At 66.1% G+C, this 18036-nt stretch carries 13 protein-coding genes; 2 read left to right on the top strand and 11 right to left on the bottom strand.

The window, feature by feature from the left end; translation table 11 throughout:
* Window positions 1-139 precede the first annotated feature (139 nt).
* Window positions 140-715, bottom strand: coding sequence for a nuclear transport factor 2 family protein (locus H7A12_12430; protein ID MCP5321609.1), 576 nt, complete (start codon window positions 713-715; stop codon window positions 140-142).
* Between the two features lie 540 nt (window positions 716-1255).
* Here H7A12_12430 and H7A12_12425 point away from each other — a divergent pair.
* Together H7A12_12425 and H7A12_12420 are read left to right on the top strand one after the other, a co-directional pair.
* Complete coding sequence (locus H7A12_12425) at window positions 1256-2467, top strand: acyl-CoA/acyl-ACP dehydrogenase (protein ID MCP5321608.1); 1212 nt, start codon at window positions 1256-1258, stop codon at window positions 2465-2467.
* A gap of 267 nt (window positions 2468-2734) precedes the next feature.
* Window positions 2735-4375, top strand: coding sequence for an IS1634 family transposase (locus H7A12_12420; GenBank protein MCP5321607.1), 1641 nt, complete (start codon window positions 2735-2737; stop codon window positions 4373-4375).
* Between the two features lie 140 nt (window positions 4376-4515).
* On the opposite strand, the gene H7A12_12415 is transcribed toward H7A12_12420, so the two are convergent.
* The 10 genes from H7A12_12415 to H7A12_12370 all read right to left on the bottom strand — a co-directional run bounded on the left by H7A12_12415 (window position 4516) and on the right by H7A12_12370 (window position 18012).
* Window positions 4516-5988 (bottom strand): NAD-dependent succinate-semialdehyde dehydrogenase, encoded by a 1473-nt coding sequence (locus tag H7A12_12415; protein ID MCP5321606.1) that lies wholly within the window; start codon window positions 5986-5988, stop codon window positions 4516-4518.
* A gap of 226 nt (window positions 5989-6214) precedes the next feature.
* Entirely contained in the window at window positions 6215-6988 is a 774-nt protein-coding gene (locus tag H7A12_12410) for a DUF4197 domain-containing protein (protein ID MCP5321605.1), read from the bottom strand.
* Between the two features lie 83 nt (window positions 6989-7071).
* Window positions 7072-8811: a thiamine pyrophosphate-binding protein gene (locus H7A12_12405; protein ID MCP5321604.1), complete on the bottom strand. Its 1740-nt coding sequence runs from the start codon at window positions 8809-8811 to the stop codon at window positions 7072-7074.
* 99 nt (window positions 8812-8910) lie between these two features.
* A complete protein-coding gene (locus H7A12_12400) occupies window positions 8911-11163 on the bottom strand; it encodes a TonB-dependent receptor (GenBank protein MCP5321603.1) in 2253 nt (750 codons plus the stop codon).
* Between the two features lie 268 nt (window positions 11164-11431).
* The gene (locus H7A12_12395) at window positions 11432-11986 is read right to left on the bottom strand and encodes a response regulator transcription factor (GenBank protein MCP5321602.1); all 555 of its coding nucleotides are present in this window, start codon (window positions 11984-11986) and stop codon (window positions 11432-11434) included.
* Complete coding sequence (locus tag H7A12_12390; GenBank protein ID MCP5321601.1) at window positions 11976-13271, bottom strand: HAMP domain-containing histidine kinase; 1296 nt, start codon at window positions 13269-13271, stop codon at window positions 11976-11978. Before H7A12_12390 ends, H7A12_12395 begins: the two co-directional genes overlap by 11 nt.
* Window positions 13246-14598 (bottom strand): phosphotransferase family protein, encoded by a 1353-nt coding sequence (locus H7A12_12385; GenBank protein MCP5321600.1) that lies wholly within the window; start codon window positions 14596-14598, stop codon window positions 13246-13248. The genes H7A12_12390 and H7A12_12385 overlap by 26 nt, the downstream gene beginning before the upstream one ends.
* A gap of 50 nt (window positions 14599-14648) precedes the next feature.
* Window positions 14649-15629: an LLM class flavin-dependent oxidoreductase gene (locus H7A12_12380; protein MCP5321599.1), complete on the bottom strand. Its 981-nt coding sequence runs from the start codon at window positions 15627-15629 to the stop codon at window positions 14649-14651.
* Window positions 15630-15713: 84 nt separating this feature from the next.
* Window positions 15714-16499, bottom strand: a complete 786-nt coding sequence (locus H7A12_12375) for an SDR family oxidoreductase (protein MCP5321598.1) — start codon at window positions 16497-16499, stop codon at window positions 15714-15716.
* A 130-nt stretch (window positions 16500-16629) separates the two neighbouring features.
* Window positions 16630-18012: a DUF1254 domain-containing protein gene (locus H7A12_12370; protein MCP5321597.1), complete on the bottom strand. Its 1383-nt coding sequence runs from the start codon at window positions 18010-18012 to the stop codon at window positions 16630-16632.
* Window positions 18013-18036 lie beyond the last annotated feature (24 nt).

Here is an 18036-nt window from a genome sequence, read left to right as displayed (position 1 = left end):
AGCTAAATGGAATACAACGATCCTGCCGCCGCATGCCTGCCGACAGCGGCAAGAGCCGGATCGATATGCTGGGCGCGGGGCTCGGCTTTGCTCATGAAATGAGCCACTTTTTGCTAACGTCCGGATCACGGGATCCCGTCTAGTCGACCCGGCAGGCGGCGTCGCGCAGTTGTGAGCCCTCGATCGGCGCGCTTGCCTCGAACACGGGATGACCCTGCATCCAGGCGATCTTCCACGCGCCGTTTTCCTTCACGAAACGGTAGAAATGCTGCCCCTCCACCTGGGTTCGTGTATTGCCCGCGCTCCGCTGCGGGTTGTAGCCATAGTGGATGAAGTAGTCCCCGCCGCTGGCCTGGTCACCGTTGATCTGCACCCTGACGTTCGAGATGCTGCTGAACGAGCACTTCTCCGACGGGAACACACCGTGGAGGAACACGTCGCGGATTGCGGCCTTGCCTTTTGCGGGCGGCCGCGCATAAGCGCTGAGATCGTACTCGGCGTCCTCGCTGAAAATCGTCATCAGTGTGTCGATGTCCTTGGCATCGACGGCCCACCCGTAGGTGGTGGCGAGCCGCGCAATCTCCACCTCTGCCAGCAGATCCTGCGCTGCGGGCGCCTGGACTTCGCTTGCCGGTGCGGCGGCCGACACGGATGCCGCGAGTACCGATGCGACGAAAAGGCCGGTGAAGGAGCTCGCAACAGCGCAAAGTCTCATGATTCTGGTCTCCATGCGCGGCAGGTTCGAGGGTATTTGCAGAGTCGCTGGACTATGCGCCAGCAGCACGACGGAGGTCAATCGTCCTGACTACTGGATTGATGAAGCGGTCGCCGCACGAGCCCTTCGAGCGTCGACATGACCGACGCATGAGGACATTGCGCCGGCGCCGCGCGTGGCTGCTGATGGCCGCAGCAGGCGGGCATCATCGCGGGCAGGTCCGACCACCAATACCTGGAAAACCACACCCAGGGCGCTTGTGACGGTGTGCCTTTCGAACCCGGCTGCGTCAGGCCCGACAACGCGAGCAAGGATCGCGACGCCATCGCGAGCGCGAGCGCGTGGCCGCAGTGCGCATGGGGCGACCGGCCGGTCGCCCGTACGGGATTCGTCGTGCCCGTAGGGGCGACCGGCCGGTCGCCCGTACAGATAGGCCGGTCGCCCGTGCGGATATCCGGGCCGCCGCATGATTGACCGTCCGCTGCATGTAGTCGTAGCCTCCGCGGCAACCCCCGAGCAACGGCGATCAGGAGACGGTTCATGGCCCTGCCCGATATCGAGATCGGACTCAGCGAGGAAGACCTTGCGGTTCGCGACACCTGCCACCGCTTTGCGCGCGATGTGTTGCGTCCGGTCGGCATCGAACTCGATCGCCTGCAGGACCCGGCACAGGTGATCGCACGCGATTCGCTGCTGTGGGACATGTTTCGTCAGTACCGCGAACTCGGCCTGCACCAGGTGTACGCCGACACCACGATGGATCCTGTCGCCCGCGCGCGCATGATGTGCGTGGTCAACGAGGAACTGGCGTGGGGTGACGTCGGGCTGACGATCAGTCTCGGCCTGTCGCAATTCCACCAGCCGTGGATCGCCCAGTGCGGCAATGCCGAGTTGCACGAGCGCTTCTGTGATCCGGAACGGCTCACGATCGGCTGCTGGGCACTCACCGAACCCGACCACGGCAGCGACTCGGTCGCCTTCACCGAAACCTGTTTCGACGACCCCAAGGTACGCGCCAACTGCATCGCACGCCGGGACGGCGACCATTACGTGATCAACGGTCAGAAGGCCGCCTGGGTTTCGAACGGCAGCATTGCCGATATCGCCGTGCTGTTCTGCACGCTGGAACCACAACGGGGCTTTCGTGGCGGTGCGGTGATTCTGGTGCCGCTGGACCTGCCGGGGGTGGAGCGCCCGCGCCCGCTCGACAAGATCGGCCAGCGCTCGCTGAACCAGGGGCAGATATTCTTCAGCGACGTGCGTGTACCGGCCTCGTACCTCGTTGCCGGCCCCGACACCTACCCGTTCGTGCTGGAAGCCATGCTGTGCCAGGGCAACGCCGGCATGAGCCAGTTGTTCATCGGCGTGGCGCGTGCTGCGCTCGACCACGCGCTGGCCTACGCGCAGGAACGCGTGCAGGGCGGTGTGCCGATCGGTCACCACCAGAACGTGCGCCAGCGCCTGTTCCGCATGTTCATGAAGGTGGAGGCCGCACGTTCGCTGGCGCGGCGCACGGCGCTGTACCTGGCGGTGAATCCGCCGTCGGTCCAGCACGCGATCGCGGCCAAGGTGTTCACGACCAGCACCGCCTTCGAGGTAGCGAGCGAGGCACTGCAGATCTTCGGTGGCAACGGCCTGAGCCGCGAGTACCCGGTCGAGAAGCTGCTGCGCGATGCGCGAGCCTCGATGATCGAGGACGGTTGCAACGAGATGCTGGGGCTGATTGCCGGCGCACGCATCCAGGGGTTGTGAAAGCATGCCCCTCACGGCAACGCCGTAGCAGACCGCACCGGTCGAAAACATCATCACGGTGGTGCCACCGAAGCCCGACATGAACGGCACCCGGGTCGCCCAAGTTCCGCACTTCGTGCCCGGTTTTGGCGGGGTCGCCGCTAGCCACACTCCATGATTTCAACGACTTGGGCGTGCCGCAAGCCCGATTTCCAGACAATCGTGTTGTGTCACGCCTTAACGTTTTGATGGCTTTAATGGCGGGTTGGCATGTGATAGCGTTGACACATGTACACGCGCATCACCCGCTCCGGCGGCCGGAGCTACCTGCAACTCGTCGAAGGCTTCCGCACCCAGGCCGGGGTGCGCCAGCGCGTGGTCGCCAACCTCGGTCGCCTGGATGAGCTGGACGGCAAGAAACTCGATCCACTCATCCACGGCTTGCAGCGTGCGCTCGGTCGCGTGCCGATCTCGGCACCCGTGCCGGAGTACGACTCGGCACGGGCGCTGGGCGATGTGCATGCCCTGAATGAACTGTGGTCGAGTCTGGGTTTGGGCGATGCCGTACGTCAGGCCCTGCGCTCCTCGCGCCGCGCATTCGATGCCGAGGCGATGGTGCGGGCGATGGTGTTCAACCGCCTGTGTGCACCCGATTCCAAGCTCGGCTGTCTGGAATGGCTGGAGACGGTGGCGATCCCGGGCATGCCCGAGGCGGTCTCGCACGATCACCTGCTGCGCACGCTGGATGCGCTGATGGATCGCGCCGGGAAGGTCGAGGCGAAGGTGGCCCAGCTGTTGCGGCCGATGCTCGATCAGCAATTGTCGGTGGTGTTCTACGATCTGACCACGGTGCGCATCCACGGCGAGGGCCATGTTCCCGAGGATGTACGTGCCTATGGCATGAACAAGGAAACTGGCGGCATCGCCCGGCAGTTCGTGCTGGGCGTGGTGCAGTCGGCCGAGGGTTTGCCGCTGATGCACACCGTGCATGCCGGCAACGTTGCCGAGACCGCCACCCTCAAGGCCATGCTCGAACAGGTGCTGGCGCGCTTCCCGGTCGAGCGGGTGATCCTGGTCGCCGACCGCGGTCTGCTCAGTCTGGACAACATCGCCCAGATCGGCGAGCTGGCCCGGCAGACCGAGCGCAAGTTGCAGTTCATCCTGGCGGTGCCGGCACGGCGCTACGCAGAGCTGGGCGGCACGCTCGATGCGATGAGCTTCGGCGAGGGTCTGGCCGAAGGCCGCTTCGCCGAGCACCGGCTGGTGGTCGCGCACGATCCGACCCGAGCGGCCGAGCAGACGGCCAGCCGCCACCAACGCATCGCCGAACTGGAAGCCTTCGCCGACCAGCTTGTCGCCAAGCTCGACGCGCAGGACAAAGGCCTCACCGAACGCGGCCGCAAGGCCAGCGACCGCGGTGCCTACAGCCGCTTCCAGCAAGCCGTTGCCGAGGCCGAGTTGACTCGCTTCGTGAAGCCGCAATACCACGCCGAGCGCTTCAGCTATACCCTCGACGAGGCGGCCATCGCACGCGCGGAGACCTTCGACGGCAAGCTGGTACTGCTGACCAATGTCGAGGACTTTACAGCCGCGCAGATCGTCGAGCGCTACAAGAGCCTGGCCGACATCGAGCGCGGCTTCCGGGTGCTCAAGAGCGACCTTGCGATTGCACCGGTGTACCACCGCCTCCCGGATCGCATCCGCGCGCACGCGCTGATCTGCTTCCTGGCGCTGCTGCTGTATCGGGTGATGCGCATGCGCTTGAAGCAGCACGGCAGCGTCCACAGCCCGAAGACCGCGCTGGAGCTGCTGCGGCGAATCCAGCAGCACCGCGTCACTATCGGCACGCAACACCTGACCGGTATTGGCAAGATCACACCCCAGCAACTCCAACTCTTCGAGGCCTTGACCGTCAAAGCACCCGCCTGAAGCGCTTGTTGTGGCATTTTTGACTTACGTCACCAAGTCAAATCAAACACTTGCGTGATTAGCTGCGGAACTTGGGGGGTCGGGATCGCGCAGCCTGGCTCCTGCTGCACGTTGCGCGATCGGAACGACACGGCCACGCATCAGACGCCACCGATGCAGACGTACTTGAGCTCGGTGTAATCATGCAGTCCGTAGCGCGAACCCTCACGACCGATGCCCGACTGCTTGATGCCGCCGAAGGGAGCCACCTCGGTCGAGATCAGGCCGGTGTTGACCCCGACGATGCCGCACTCGAGCGCTTCCGCGACACGGAAGGCACGGCCCAGATCCCGCGTATAGAAATACCCGGCCAGCCCCACTTCGGTAGCGTTGGCGAGATCGATCACTTCGGCCTCATCGGAAAACCGGAACAGCGGTGCAACCGGCCCGAAGGTTTCCTCGTGCGCGATCAACATGCCGGCATTCGCGTCGAGCAGTACGGTAGGCTCGTAGAAGGTGCCACCCAGCGCGTGGCGTTTGCCGCCAACTGCCACGCGAGCGCCACGGGCGGTTGCATCGGCCACATGCTCCTCGACCTTGGCGAGTGCCTGTTCGTCGATCAACGGCCCCTGATCGGTGGCACCGGCCAGTCCGTCACCGACGCGCAACGTGCCGATCGCAGCCGTGAGCCTTGCGGCGAACGCCTCGTACACGCCGGCATGCACGTAGAGACGGTTCGCGCACACGCAGGTCTGCCCGGTGTTGCGGTACTTGCTGGCGATTGCTCCTTCCACCGCGGCATCGAGGTCGGCATCCTCGAACACGATGAACGGCGCATTGCCACCGAGTTCGAGCGAGACACGCTTGAGTCCGTCCACGCACTGGGCCGCGAGCCGCTTGCCGACCAGCGTGGAGCCGGTGAAGCTGAGCTTGCGCACCCGTGGATTCGAGGTCATCTCCGTGCCTATCGCCGCCGCGTCACGGCCGGTGACGATGTTGATGACGCCGGGCGGCATGCCGGCGCGCTCGGCCAATGCGGCGATGGCCAGCGCCGAGTACGGCGTCTGCAACGCCGGCTTGCACACCACGGTGCAGCCGGCGGCGAGTGCCGGACCGAGCTTGCGACCCAGCATCGCCGACGGGAAGTTCCACGGCGTGATCGCGGCCACCACGCCGACCGGCTGGCGGATCGTGAGGATGCGCTTGTCAGCGGCATGGGCGGGAATGGTATCGCCGTACATGCGCTTGGCTTCTTCGCCGAACCATTCGATGAAGCTGGCCGAATACGCGACCTCGCCACGCGCTTCGGCCAGCGGCTTGCCCTGCTCGGCCGTCATCAGACGCGCCAGGTCTTCCTGGTTTTCCATCATCAGATGGTAGAGGCGACGCAACCGTTGCGCACGCTCCTTTGCCGTCCTCGCCGCCCACGAGGGAAATGCCGCGTGTGCCGCCTCGATCGCCTGACGCGTTTCGGCTGCGCCCATGTCCGGTACCGTGCCAAGCAGCTCGCCGGTGGCCGGGTTGCGGACTTCACAGCGGCCCTTGCTGTCGGCATCGCGCCACTCGCCTCCCACCAGGCAGCGTTCGCGCAGCAGGTCGGGATCGGAAAGGGTGAAGCTGCTTGCCACACTCATGGGCGACTCCTTGCTTGCCGCACGCTGGCCCGCAAGCGTGCGTTGCACCGGCGGATTGGTGCTGTTCACTGCCCCGACCGATGACCGTCAGCAGCATGCCGGCCGTTCTGGGCGCAAAAGCCGGTGTTCTCGCTGGCGATGCTGTCCCTGTGGCTGTCGTGCGATGTGCTGGAGGCCCGCGCTGCGCCGGCTGGCAGCGCAGGCCAGGCGCTACCCGCACACCCTCTCAGCCGCCGCGCCCGAAGACCTTCTTCAGCAGATCGGTGGTGCGTGCCGCCGGGTTGTTGCGGATCGCTGCCTCCTGCTCGGCGATGACGTGGAACAGGCCGTCGATGGTGTGCTCGGTGACGTAGTGATCGAGATCCAGCGAGTCCTGGCTGGCATGGCCGCCCAGACCCTGCAGCTTGCCGAGCGCGTCGCTGACCGTGTCTGACGCCATCAACTCCTTGTAGCGATGCGTGACGCCGACCGCATCGGTGCTTTTGGCCACGATCGGTTCGATGCGTTCGGCGAGCGCAGCGCCAGCGGTGCGCCTGAAGAAGTCCGTCGCTGCGTGATCGCCTCCGGCGAGGATGTCGCGCACGTCACTCAGCGTCATCTGGCGGATCGCGTTACCGAAAATGTCGGCCACCTGCGGCACGGCCTGCTCGGCCGCATGGTTCAGGCTGCGATGAAAGGCGTCGAACTTTTCACCCTGCCCGAGCCGTTCGGCCACGCTACGGGTCTTGCGCAGCGCCTTGGGCAACGGGATACGAACCGCGTCGTTCTTCCAGAAGCCGTCCTGGCGGCCGAGTTGCTTGATTGCGCGACTGACACCGTTTGCAAGCGCCTCCTTGAGCCCGGCACCGACCTCGCGGTCATCGACCGCGGCAGCGGGAGTGGTCGCCTTCTGCGCGACGCCCTCGAGCACGTCGCGAAAATCCCTGGCCGGACTCGTGGCCGCCAGCAGGCAGCCGAGTACGGTCACCGCACCAAGCCAGACGATTCGCTGTGCACGCATCACACGCTCCTGGTGAATTGACCGAAAGGCGCCCCGGCGGTCGCGTTCGCAACGCTTGCACCGGCATGGGCCCGAACAGTTCCTCAGAGCCGGATATTGTCGTAATACGGGATCATGATCTCGTTCTCGCCCGGGTTGTCGGCACCGACCGTCGCCGGCATGCTCGGGTGCATCTCGCGGGGATCGATCAGCACGTTGATGCACGCCGGGCGCCCGGAATCCAGCGCGCGACGCAGCGCCGGCGCCAGCTCGGCGAGACGTTCCACCCGTTCGGCATGGCAGCCGAACGCCGCCGCAACCGCTTCGTACGGCGTATCCGGCAAGGTACAGATCACCCGTTGCTCACGGCCATAGATCAGATCCTGGCCGTGCGCAGACATGCCCCAGAGCCCGTTGTTCAGCACCACCGTGACGATCGGCAGCCCCAGGCGTGCCATCGTCTCGAACTCCTGGATATGGAAGCCGACCGCACCATCCCCGGTGATATGCAGCACCGGCGTGCCCGGATGCCCGAGCGCGGCACCGATCGCCATTCCAGGCCCCACGCCCAGACAGCCGTGATAACCCGCACCGATCAACTGCCACAGCGCATCTACGCGCAGCACCATATGCGTCCAGGCCGAAACCTCGCCACCGTCGACGACGTAGATGACACCCGGCGGTGCCGCATCGGCAATCGCAGCGACCGCGTGATACGGGTGCAGCGGGGACGCCTCGGGATCCGGAGCACCGAAGGCCGCACCCGTCATATGCTTCACCCCCGTGGCGGCTGCCACCCACTGCGAGCGGTCCGGCCAGTCGATCCTCGCGGCAGCGTCGGCGAGCGCGCGCAAAGCCTCGCGCGCATCGGCAAGCACCGGGATGTTCACCTCACGCAACTTCCCGAACTCCGACGGTTCGAGATCGATCTGCGCGACCGGCACCCCGGGCGCGATCGGCGTACCCAGACGTCCGCCGGTGAACATGCCGAAGCGTGCACCGACCACCAGTACCCCGTCGGTGCCAGGCTGCCCGGTCATCGCGAGCAGCGACAACAGCGCAAAATCCTTGCCCCAGAGCGGGTGATCGTAGGGCAGGGCTCCGTAGCCGTGACCGCCGCAAAAGACCGGGATTCCGCTCGCCTCGGCAAAGCGGCGCAGCTCCGGCTCCGCGCCACTGAAGCGGATGCCGTTGCCGACCAAGAGCGCCGGGCGCTCGGCCGTACGCAGCATCGCGATGATCGCAGCCACATCCTGCGGCGCCGGCGCCGGTGCGGTACGCACGTTGAGGCCGCGCGGCGGCTGCACCAGATCCGCGGCAACCGGGATGTGCAGCACGTCGATCGGCACTTCGAGCAATACCGGACCCGGCCGTCCGTTCAGACAGGTGCGCACGGCCTGTGCGGCGAGCTCGGGTATGCGTTCGGTGTGAGTGACGCGATGCGCCCACTTCACGCTCGGCAGCGCCATCGCGACCTGGTCCACACCGCCCTGCAGCGGGTTGGTCTCCACGTCGCGCAGCGGAGGCGATCCGACGATGAACAGCACCGGGATGGCGTCGAGGTAGGCATTGACGATCGCGGTGATCGCGTTCGTGAACCCCGGTCCCGAGGTGATGACGCACACGCCGAGACGCCCGGTGGTACGGGCGTAGGCGTCAGCCGCGTGTCCTGCCGAAGCCTCGTGGCGGAAATCGGTGAGTTGCAGCTTGTGGCACAGGCATCCCTGCCAGAACGATTCGAGATGCCCGCCATGCAATGCGAAGATGCGCTCCACGCCTGCCGCAGCGAGCGTGCGTGCCAGCAGCTCCCCGCCATCCGGACGGTCGTTCACAGCAGTCGTCATGTTCGGTGCCTCCGCTCGCCGTGTCGCAGTCGCGAGGCTAGCACAACGTCCGGGACCGCGGCGATTTCTTTGCGGTCAGGCTGTTTGCGGTCAGGCGGATCAGAACCGCAGCGTGACACCGGCGTTGAACGAACGCCCCATCCCCGGCACGGCGATTCCCCACCGCACACCGTTCATGCTCATCGTCGTGCCCTGGCCGATGTACGCACCGCCGAGCGGCAGCGCATAGGACTCGTCGAGCACGTTTTCGATCGCAAGGTCGACGCGCACTCGCGACCAGTTGTGACTGAGGTTCAGGTTCAGCAACTGGTAGCTGCCGGTGCTGATCTCGTTGCGCACAGCGGAAACATCGTCCTTGGCGTCGACCAGCACCAGCTCGAGCGCGTTGTCCCAGCCTCCCAGCCGGTGCGTCAGCGCGATCTTCGCGTTCAGCGGCATGATGTTGTAGAGACCGTCGCCACTGTCACGGTTCTTGCCGTCGGTGTAGTTCACGAGCGCTTCGACGCCCACTTCACCGATACCGGTACGCGCGATCGGCAGCCGTGCGTAGACATCGACGCCGTACAGGCGCGCGGACCGGTTCGCAAAGCCGAGCACATTGAACGCACCGACCGCGAAGCCGGGGCGTGCGATCGCATCGACATAGTCTTCGACACGCGTGTAGAACGGCGTGATCCGTAACTGGCGGCTGCGATCGGCCGAATGCCAGTCCAGGGCCGCAGACACGGTATGCGCCTGTTCCGGATCCAGCGCCGGATCGCCCACGTAGCCGTTGCCGTCGCCGACGAAGTTGTTCATCGTCGCGGCCATTGCCCAGCTGGACCAGGTGTAGCGCTCGTAGAGGTTCGGCGACCGCACCTTGTGCGCATAGCCGAACTCGACGTCGAGACGCGGTGACACCACACGGCGCGCCAGTGCGGCGAGATCCCAGTTGTCGTCACCGCGCGAACGGTCGAGCGCGTTGAAGCGCCGACTGTCGGCGTACTGCGCACCCATGGCATTCATCGCGCTGCTGTAGCCCTGTACATCCCCGGCATCGGTCGTGACGCGCTCGTAGCGCAGGCCGAGCGACGCAGTCCAGTCGGCGGCAAGGTGCGCCTCCCACTCGCCGAACAGCGCCTTGCGATCACGCTCACCGTCGCGGATGTTCCAGAACGTTCCCGGCCCCATGGCGCCGCCCGATGCGGGCCACCAGTCGTCGAGCCGGTACGACTGGTATTCGGCGCCGATGCGCAACAGATTTTCCGGCGACAGTCTCAGGTCGGCACGCAGCAGCGCACCCACGGTCGTGCTCTGCGTATACATCGGCATGCCGGCCGCGCAGGTGCCGGCAGGGTCACCGCTGAAGCGGATCGGTGCGCACGGCGCTCCACTGCCCGAGTTGCTGCCGTACCAGAAGCGCTTGTCGTCGCCGAAATCCATCAAGTGATCGACGCTCTCGCGATAGACACGCGCTTCGATCGCGACCGCGTCGAACGAGCCCTGGTAACGCAGGTTGATCCGTTTCTGCTCGTTGTCCAGCAGGTCCATGCGCTGGTTCGGGTAGAGCTGGTACGGCATGTCCTGGTAGCCGACGCCGAGGTGCAGCAGGTGCCGCTCGTTGCGCACCGCGAGTCCGAGCGTGTGGTTGCGGGTCTTCCACGCCGATGAGCCCACCTCGTCGAGGTCGAGCGTGTGGCCGGCACGGCCGGTCTCGCGCGTGGTCTTGAACGCCTTGCCGGCAACGTAGTTGTCCGACTGCGAGGTGGCACCGGTATAGTTCAGCGACACGTTCGTGCTGGCCCACGTTGCCGCCAGGTTGGCGGTCTTGCCATGGCCGTTGCTGCGATAGAGCACACCCGCCTCGCCCTCCAGCACCGGGCGCTGTCCGGGTGCAGCAAACAGCGGCGCGGCGGTTTCTGCGACGATGGTCGCGCCGATGCTGTCGCCGCCCATGCTGACCGGTGCGATTCCCGCGTAGACGTGCAGCGCCGCCAGTTGCGACGGGTCCAGATACGACATGGCCGGGTTCATGTGATTCGGACAGGAGGCGATCAGGTCCATGCCGTCGATCTTGATCCGCAGGCGATCGTCGGCCAGACCGTGCACTGTCGGCAGGCTGGATACGCCACCAGCGCCCCAGACATGCACCCCCGGTACGTTCAGCAGCATCTTCGCGCTGTCGCTCGACGAGGCACGCATGCGCGCCAGCGCTGCGCCATCGACGCTGTAGGCTCCCACCGCCTGCAGCAGCTCGACGCGCGCGCCGCGCACCAGTACTTCCTCGAATTCCTGTGCGGGTGCGGTGTCGTCGGCAACAGCGCCTGCCACCTGGGCGAGGGCAACGAGCAAGGCAATGCGATGCAACGGCATGAGGACTCACCGGCCATGTACGAAGGGCCGCGAGTCTGGTCAGAAAAGGGCGCCATGGGAATGCGACAGATTGTCGCGCCGCAGCGGCTGTCGCACAAACCCTGCACAGCGTGCGGCGATGCATTCGCATCGGGGGGCGTGCGCCGCAGGGACGCGGCGCTCGAGCCTGCAGGGATGCATTTACGGCGCCCCACCGGTGCGAATGCATCGCCGCGCGCTGTGCGCATCAACGATCGGATGTGGTTGCGACCGTCTCCGCAGTGGGCGTTCAGTCGCGTACCGGGCGCTTCTGCAGCTTGCGCTGCAGGGTTCGCCGATGCATGTTCAGGCGACGCGCAGTCTCCGACACGTTGCCGTCGCACTCCTGCAGCACCTTCTGGATGTGTTCCCACTCCAGGCGATTCACCGACAGCGGCCTCTCGGGCACGTCGACCGATGTATCACCCCCGTCACGATGAAACGCCGCCCGGATCTCGTCGGCATCGGCTGGCTTGGCGAGGTAGTGCACTGCGCCGAGCTTGATTGCCTCGACCGCAGTGGCGATCGAGGCGTAGCCGGTCAGCATCACGATACGGGTATTCTCGTCGAGATCCTTCAGCACACGCACCAGCTCCAGCCCCGACGCGCCCGGCATGCGCAGGTCGACCACTGCGTACTCCGGAGGCTCTGCCTGTGCCAGTGCGATGCCGGCATCGACACCATGCGCGACGCGCACCGTGTAGCCGCGGCGGCGGAAGGCCTGCGCGAGTACCGACGCGAAGACCTCGTCGTCGTCGACCAGCAGCAGGCTCGGCTGCTCCAGTGCAGGATTTTCAGTGCCCATCGCCGATCCGCAGTGTGGCGAGCGGCAGGCGCACACGGCAACGCGTGCCACCGCCCTCACGTTCGAACAGCCTGACTTCGCCACCGAAGCGGCGCAGCGTATGGAAGCTCAGGAACAGCCCGAGCCCCATGCCTTCCTGCTTGGTGCTGACGCCGGCGGTGCCGAGCAGCTCCCCGATTCCGGGCGCGATGCCGCTGCCACGGTCGCAAACCTCCAGCAACAGTTCCTCATTACTCCAACGCGCCCTGACCGCGACGGATTGCGGTGACGCATCGCCCGCGTTGTTCAGGACGTTCAGCAGCGCGTGCTCGAGCGTCTGCTCGATCACCAGCCTCGGCGCGGGTCGCGGCCCGTCCAGGTCGAGCTCGGCGTGCACGCCCGCGCGCCCTGCACGCCAGCTTTCGAGCAGGGCGCTCAACCAGTGCTCCAGATCGGTTGCGCTGCCGGATTCCGCGCGCCAGCCGCCTGCAGACGCTGCCAGCGAACCGAGAATCTGCTTGCAACGCTGGACCTGAGCGCGCAGCAACTCCAGCCGCTCGTGGTCGATCGCCTCGCCCGGCACCACGTCCTTCAACACCACCGCCAGCGTCGACAGCGGCGAGCCCAGCTCGTGCGCCGCGCCCGCAGCCAGCGTCCCCAGCGCGAGCACATGGTCCTGCTGCATCTGCTGCTCGTGCAGCGCCGCGATCATGCGGTCGCGATCGCGCACCGATCGCCCCATCTGCACACCGAAGCCTGCGATCAGCAGCGCACTGAACGTGAAGCCCGACCACATGCCGAGTTCGTGCAGGCCGACCGTGCCCCCGTCGTGCCCTGCGTGCACTGCCGGCAACGGCAGATGGAGGCGGCTGAGCAGCGCGTAGCAGCCCATCGTCAGTGCGACCATGGCCCACGCGTAGCCGCCCGGCAGCGATACGGCCGTGAGCGTCAGCGGCAGCAGGTAGAACGGCGCGAACGGATTCGTGACACCACCGCTGAGATACAGCAGCACGGTCAGCGCGCCCACCTCGAACGTGAGGTGCAGGAACAGTTCGGCGTCCACGACGGGCGCTGACCAGCGCAGACGCACGGTCGTCGCAATGGCGAGCAGCGCGACGCCTGCGAACAACGCCAGCATCGGCACCAGCGGCAACGGCAGGTGCCAGCGATAGAGCGCAAGTGCCGCCACCAGCACCTCGGCTGCAAGCACGATCAGGCGCAGCCCGTTCAGGCGACGCAGGTTGATCGTGTTGCTGGAGGGTGGCGGCGCTGCACGCGCCTCAATCGAGAAGCTGGACTCGTGCATCCTCCAACTCCCGCATCACCGGTCGCAGGATCGCTTCCTGGCGCTGCAGGCGGCGATGGAACAGACGCACCAGCTCTGCGTCACGTTCTGCACCGGCGTCTGCCACCAGCTTCTCCAGAGCCTCGTCGGCGGCGCAGCTGTCGGCAGGACGGAAACCGAGCAGCGCCGCGGCTTCGTCGAGGTCGGCTGCCTCGCAGGCGGGACCGAAACGATCGGCACGCCGCAGGTATTCGGCGATCCGCCACGTGGTGTCGGCCTCGTAGTTTGCAGCGGGATCGAGACCGGCCGGAACGTCGAGGCGTGCGAGCAGCGCATCATGACCTGCCGCGTAGCGCGAGCGTGCAGACCGCAGCTCAGCGATCGCGTCGAGCGCGATGCCTTGCCGGTGCGCGATCACCTCGAGCGGCATCCGCGCATACACCAGATACCACGCCAGGTAGCGCACGTAGTCGGTTCCGGGTGGAGGGGCTGCAACGGTCGCCGCAACCGACATCGGCGTACAGATGCCGAAGCGCACCGTGTGGTAGTCGACCGCTGCGATATCGATCGGTTCGCCGCGCACGCGCGCGTAATGCTCCAGTGCCGCAGCGATATCGCCGAGCGGTTCGCTGAGCGTACGCGACCGCAAGCCGCCGAGATCGGCGGCCGGATCACCCAGATACGCGACTTCGAAGTCGAGCATCGTGGTCACGCGCCCCTTGTCGAACAGGAACTGGCCGGAGTCACCGGCCAGGAAGCTCACTTGCGTGCGCTCGCGCGGCACGTTGCGATGCACCCAGCCGATCACGAATTCGATCAGTGGTTCGGGGCGTCGTTTCGCCTTGCGGTAGCCTCGCTCCCAGTGCGCGAAATCACCGAGCGCGATGCGTTGCGGATCGGCGGGAGGGCGCAGCCCGGCAGCGATGAACGGCGCCGTGTCGAGCGCATGCATGCGTGCCAGCAGCTCCATGTAATGCTCGAGCACCGCACGTCGTTCGGCAGGATCGGGACAGGTCGCGAGGTTGGTATGACCGTGCACGCGCTCCATCACGATGCCGCGCGGATGCGGACAGAAACCGTATACCTGCGGCACCGGCATGCCGTGCGCAGCCAGCACCTGCAATGCGTGCATCTCGTCTTCCAGCGTGTAGATGCCGTGGTCGGTGGAACCACGATCGCCCCGAAAATACAGCGGCAGCAGTTCGCCATCGCGCTCGAGATCCAGAAACCAGGCCGGGCGCCAGCGGGGCTGGCGCTCGGCACGCACGATGCGGCCACCGAGTTCGCGTTCGATCCATGCGAAGGCGCTGATCCACGGTTCCTGAACCTCGAGCGCTGCATCGTTCATGGCTTTCTCCTTCCGCTTCGCGTCGACACCCGGCATCCTGGCGCGCGCCTTCAGTGCAGGTGCGGCAGTACCTCGGCAACGAACAGTTCGAGGCTTTCCCAGCCCAGCTCGGGACTCATGCCGGCCATCAGCGGATGCATGTCGAGCCTGCCGTTGCGACGCGCGAGCTCGATACACTGTTGCGGGGTCACGACCTGGTAGTCCCCGCTGGCGCGCAGCACGTCGGCGGTCGGCAGGCTGCGAAAGCTGCCCTCGACACCCGCCTCATCCTGCCAGGCACCGTAGGCGTTGGTCTCGTGCAGGGCGTGCGGCATGATCTGCTCCCACACGCGATCCGGGTCGTGGGTGACGTGCACGAAGGTCGGTGCGGGAAGCGTGAACGGCGGCGGGTTTCGCCCCCTTCGTTCGGCTTCGTCGTAGTAGACCTGGTACAGCTCGGGAAGATGCGTCATGAAGCCGTCGGCAATGCGTCCGGCACGACGCGCTGCGGCCTTCGATGAACCGCCCAGTATGATCGGTATGTGCTCCTGCACCGGCCGTGGCCGTACCAGCACGGGACGGCCGTTGTAATCGAAACGCTCGCCGGTCCACGCCTTGCGCAGCACATCGATACCTTCCTCGACCAGTCGTCCCCGATCCTTGAGGTCGCGCCCGAACATGCGGAATTCCGACGCCACGTAGCCACCGACGATGGCCAGCATCACGCGCCCGCCGCTCAGGTTGTCGAGCACCGCGATGTCTTCGGCCATCCGCACCGGATCGTGCAACGGCAGGATCATGGCGCCGAACAGCAGGCTCATCCGGGTGGTACGCGCCGCGATGGCGGCGCCGAGCACCATCGGCGACGGGTCGTAGCCGTCCTCGCTGCCGTGGTGCTCGGACAGCAAGGCGGTGTGGAAACCGTGACGGTCGCAATACTCGGCCATGCGTACGGCTTCCGGGTAGAGCGTGCGTGCCGGAGTCCCGAAAGCGGGGCAGCGCATGTCGAAGCGTACGTTCAGCCAGAAATCCTGCGGTTTTGTCTCGCTCATATCCTCACCCTTGCGTCTGTCGCACGGCAGCGCTGCCTGCCGCCTCCCCTGGTTCGTACCGCCCGCATCGATGGTTGCAAACGATCAGGGGTGCTGACTGCTGACCGCGACGATTTCGCCGGTCATGTAGCTCGCGTAGTCGCTGGCGAGGAACACCATCACGTTCGCGACTTCCCACACCTCGGCACCGCGTCCGAAGGCTTCCTTCTGCTCGAGTTCGCGCAACAGGTCCACCGGCGTCGTCTTCTTCAGGAAGTCGTGCAGTGCAAGCGACGGTGACACCGCGTTGATGCGGATGCCGTACGGCGCCGCCTCCATCGCCGCGCAGCGTGTCAGCGCCATCACGCCGGCCTTCGCAGCCGCGTAATGACACTGGTCGGGCTGCGCGCGCCAACCGAGAACCGACGCGTTGTTCACGATCACGCCGGCCTGGCGCGGCTGCATGATGCGCAGCATCGCGCGCGTCATGCGCATGGTGCCGGTCAGCGTGATGTCGAGCACGCGGTGCCACTCCTCGTCGCTCATCTCGACCAGCGCCTTCGTACCGCCCAGCCCGGCGTTGTTGATCAGCACGTCCACGCCACCGAGCTTCTGCTCGGCCGCATTCACCAGTGCCTGCACCTGCTGCTCGTCGGTCACGTTGGCGACCAGCCCGAACACCTGTTGCGTGCCGCCGAGCGCCTTCAGCGCCTCGACCGCCTGCGCGGTGCGCCCTTCGTGGATATCGCTGATGAAGATCGCGCGGCAACCTTCCTCGACGCATTTCCTTGCCGCTGCGAAGCCGATGCCGGCACCGGCGGCGGCGGTGATCAGGATGGATTTGCCAGCCAGCAGGTTGTGGCCTTCGACGTAGCGCGGGGACAGGGTCATGGCAGCCTCTCAAAGGGCGTAAGGGGTTGTGATTGCATGCAGAGGGTACGCATTATGCCGCCCTCGATGCGCCAGGGCAGCAGTGGATCGCAATATTCTCCATCTGGCACGCGCCGGGATGGCGCGCTGACTACTGGCGCGTGTCCGTGGCCGGCAGCAGTTGCGGCAATGCGGCCTCGCCACGCTGCATTGCCGGCGGCGGCAGGTACACGCGCAGCGTCATTGCCCACTCGCCAGCGGGAGTGGGCAACCAGTTGGCACGATCGGACGGGGCATCGTGCTGCAGCAGCAGTTCGATATTGCCGTCGGCATCCCGTTGCAAACCCGGCGTACGATCACCGACCGCATAGCGGTGAATCGGGTTATCCGCAAAGAACAGCCTCCCGTCCGGATCCTTTTCGTACATCGAAACCGACCAGAATGCACCGGCAGCGATCGGCGGCACCACCAGCTTCCAGCGAGCGCTGCCGTGCAGCGGCTTTCCGTTGGGGTCCGTACTGAGATTCAGGTACATCGCCTCGTTCACGGGCAACGCACCGAGGCCAGCGAACGCAACCGCGGCACGCAACGCGTAGTCGGTACCGTAGGCGCCAACGGCTGGCGAGGGCAGGCTCCAGCCACCGACCGTGCGTGCGCCGTACTCCAGTCCAGGGCGCAACCGCTCGTGCAGCACCGGCAGGCGGCTGCGCCACGCCGCCTGTACCCGTGCATCGAGCCGGCCGAAGTCGCCCTTTCCGGCTCCCATGCCCAGATCCGACCACGCACGCACGCGCTGCGCCTGTTCGCCGACGGGAGGGTTGCGCACCAGCATTTCATCGACCACCGCAAGGAAATCCTGCGGGTCGGTCGAATCGCGTGCCGGTGCCCGCTGCTCGGGCAGCGCGGCGCCGGGATCCAGTGCCTCGATCCGGATCCCGTCCTGGATCTGGCGTACTGCGGGGATGTCAGTCGCATCGGCGACCAGGAAACGACCGAGCAACTGCACGTCGTTGGTGGGTGCACGGATCAGGCGTTCACCGGGCAGATCACCCTGCCAGTCCGGTCCGACCACGACCACGTCCACCGGACCGTCACCGTCGCTGCGACGCCCCAGGACCGCGATATCGTTGGTGTAGGCGTCGAGCAACGCGATCGACCAGTAACGTCCGTGCCCGATCACGGGCACGTGCACACGCACCGGCGTCGAGTGCAGGTCGAGCCACGCAGCCGAGTACAGCGTGTCGTTGTTCGGTGTGGTGGTCATGCGCGCCGTATGGTCGACCAGGGTGCGCCAGTGCACCGGCGTGCCGTTCGGCGTATGCCTATAGGGGTTCAGCGGGTTGCCCACCGAATTGAAGCGTGCACGCCCCATTTCGTAGAGCGGGAAGAATTCGATGAACGCTGCGTCGATGCGCTGCTCGAGAGTCGGCTCAGCGTAGGTGCGTGCACCGTCGTCCGCGCGCGCCTGTCGGTCCGCCACACTCGATCCCGACACCAAACCCAGCACGCATGCCAGCATCGTCACGGCTTTCATCGCCATTCCTCCGTTCACCGCGCA

The organism is Pseudomonadales bacterium (assembly GCA_024234165.1).
In the GTDB taxonomy this organism is placed as follows: Bacteria; Pseudomonadota; Gammaproteobacteria; order Pseudomonadales; family UBA5518; genus UBA5518.
This window is presented reverse-complemented; position numbering and strand designations above follow the sequence as displayed.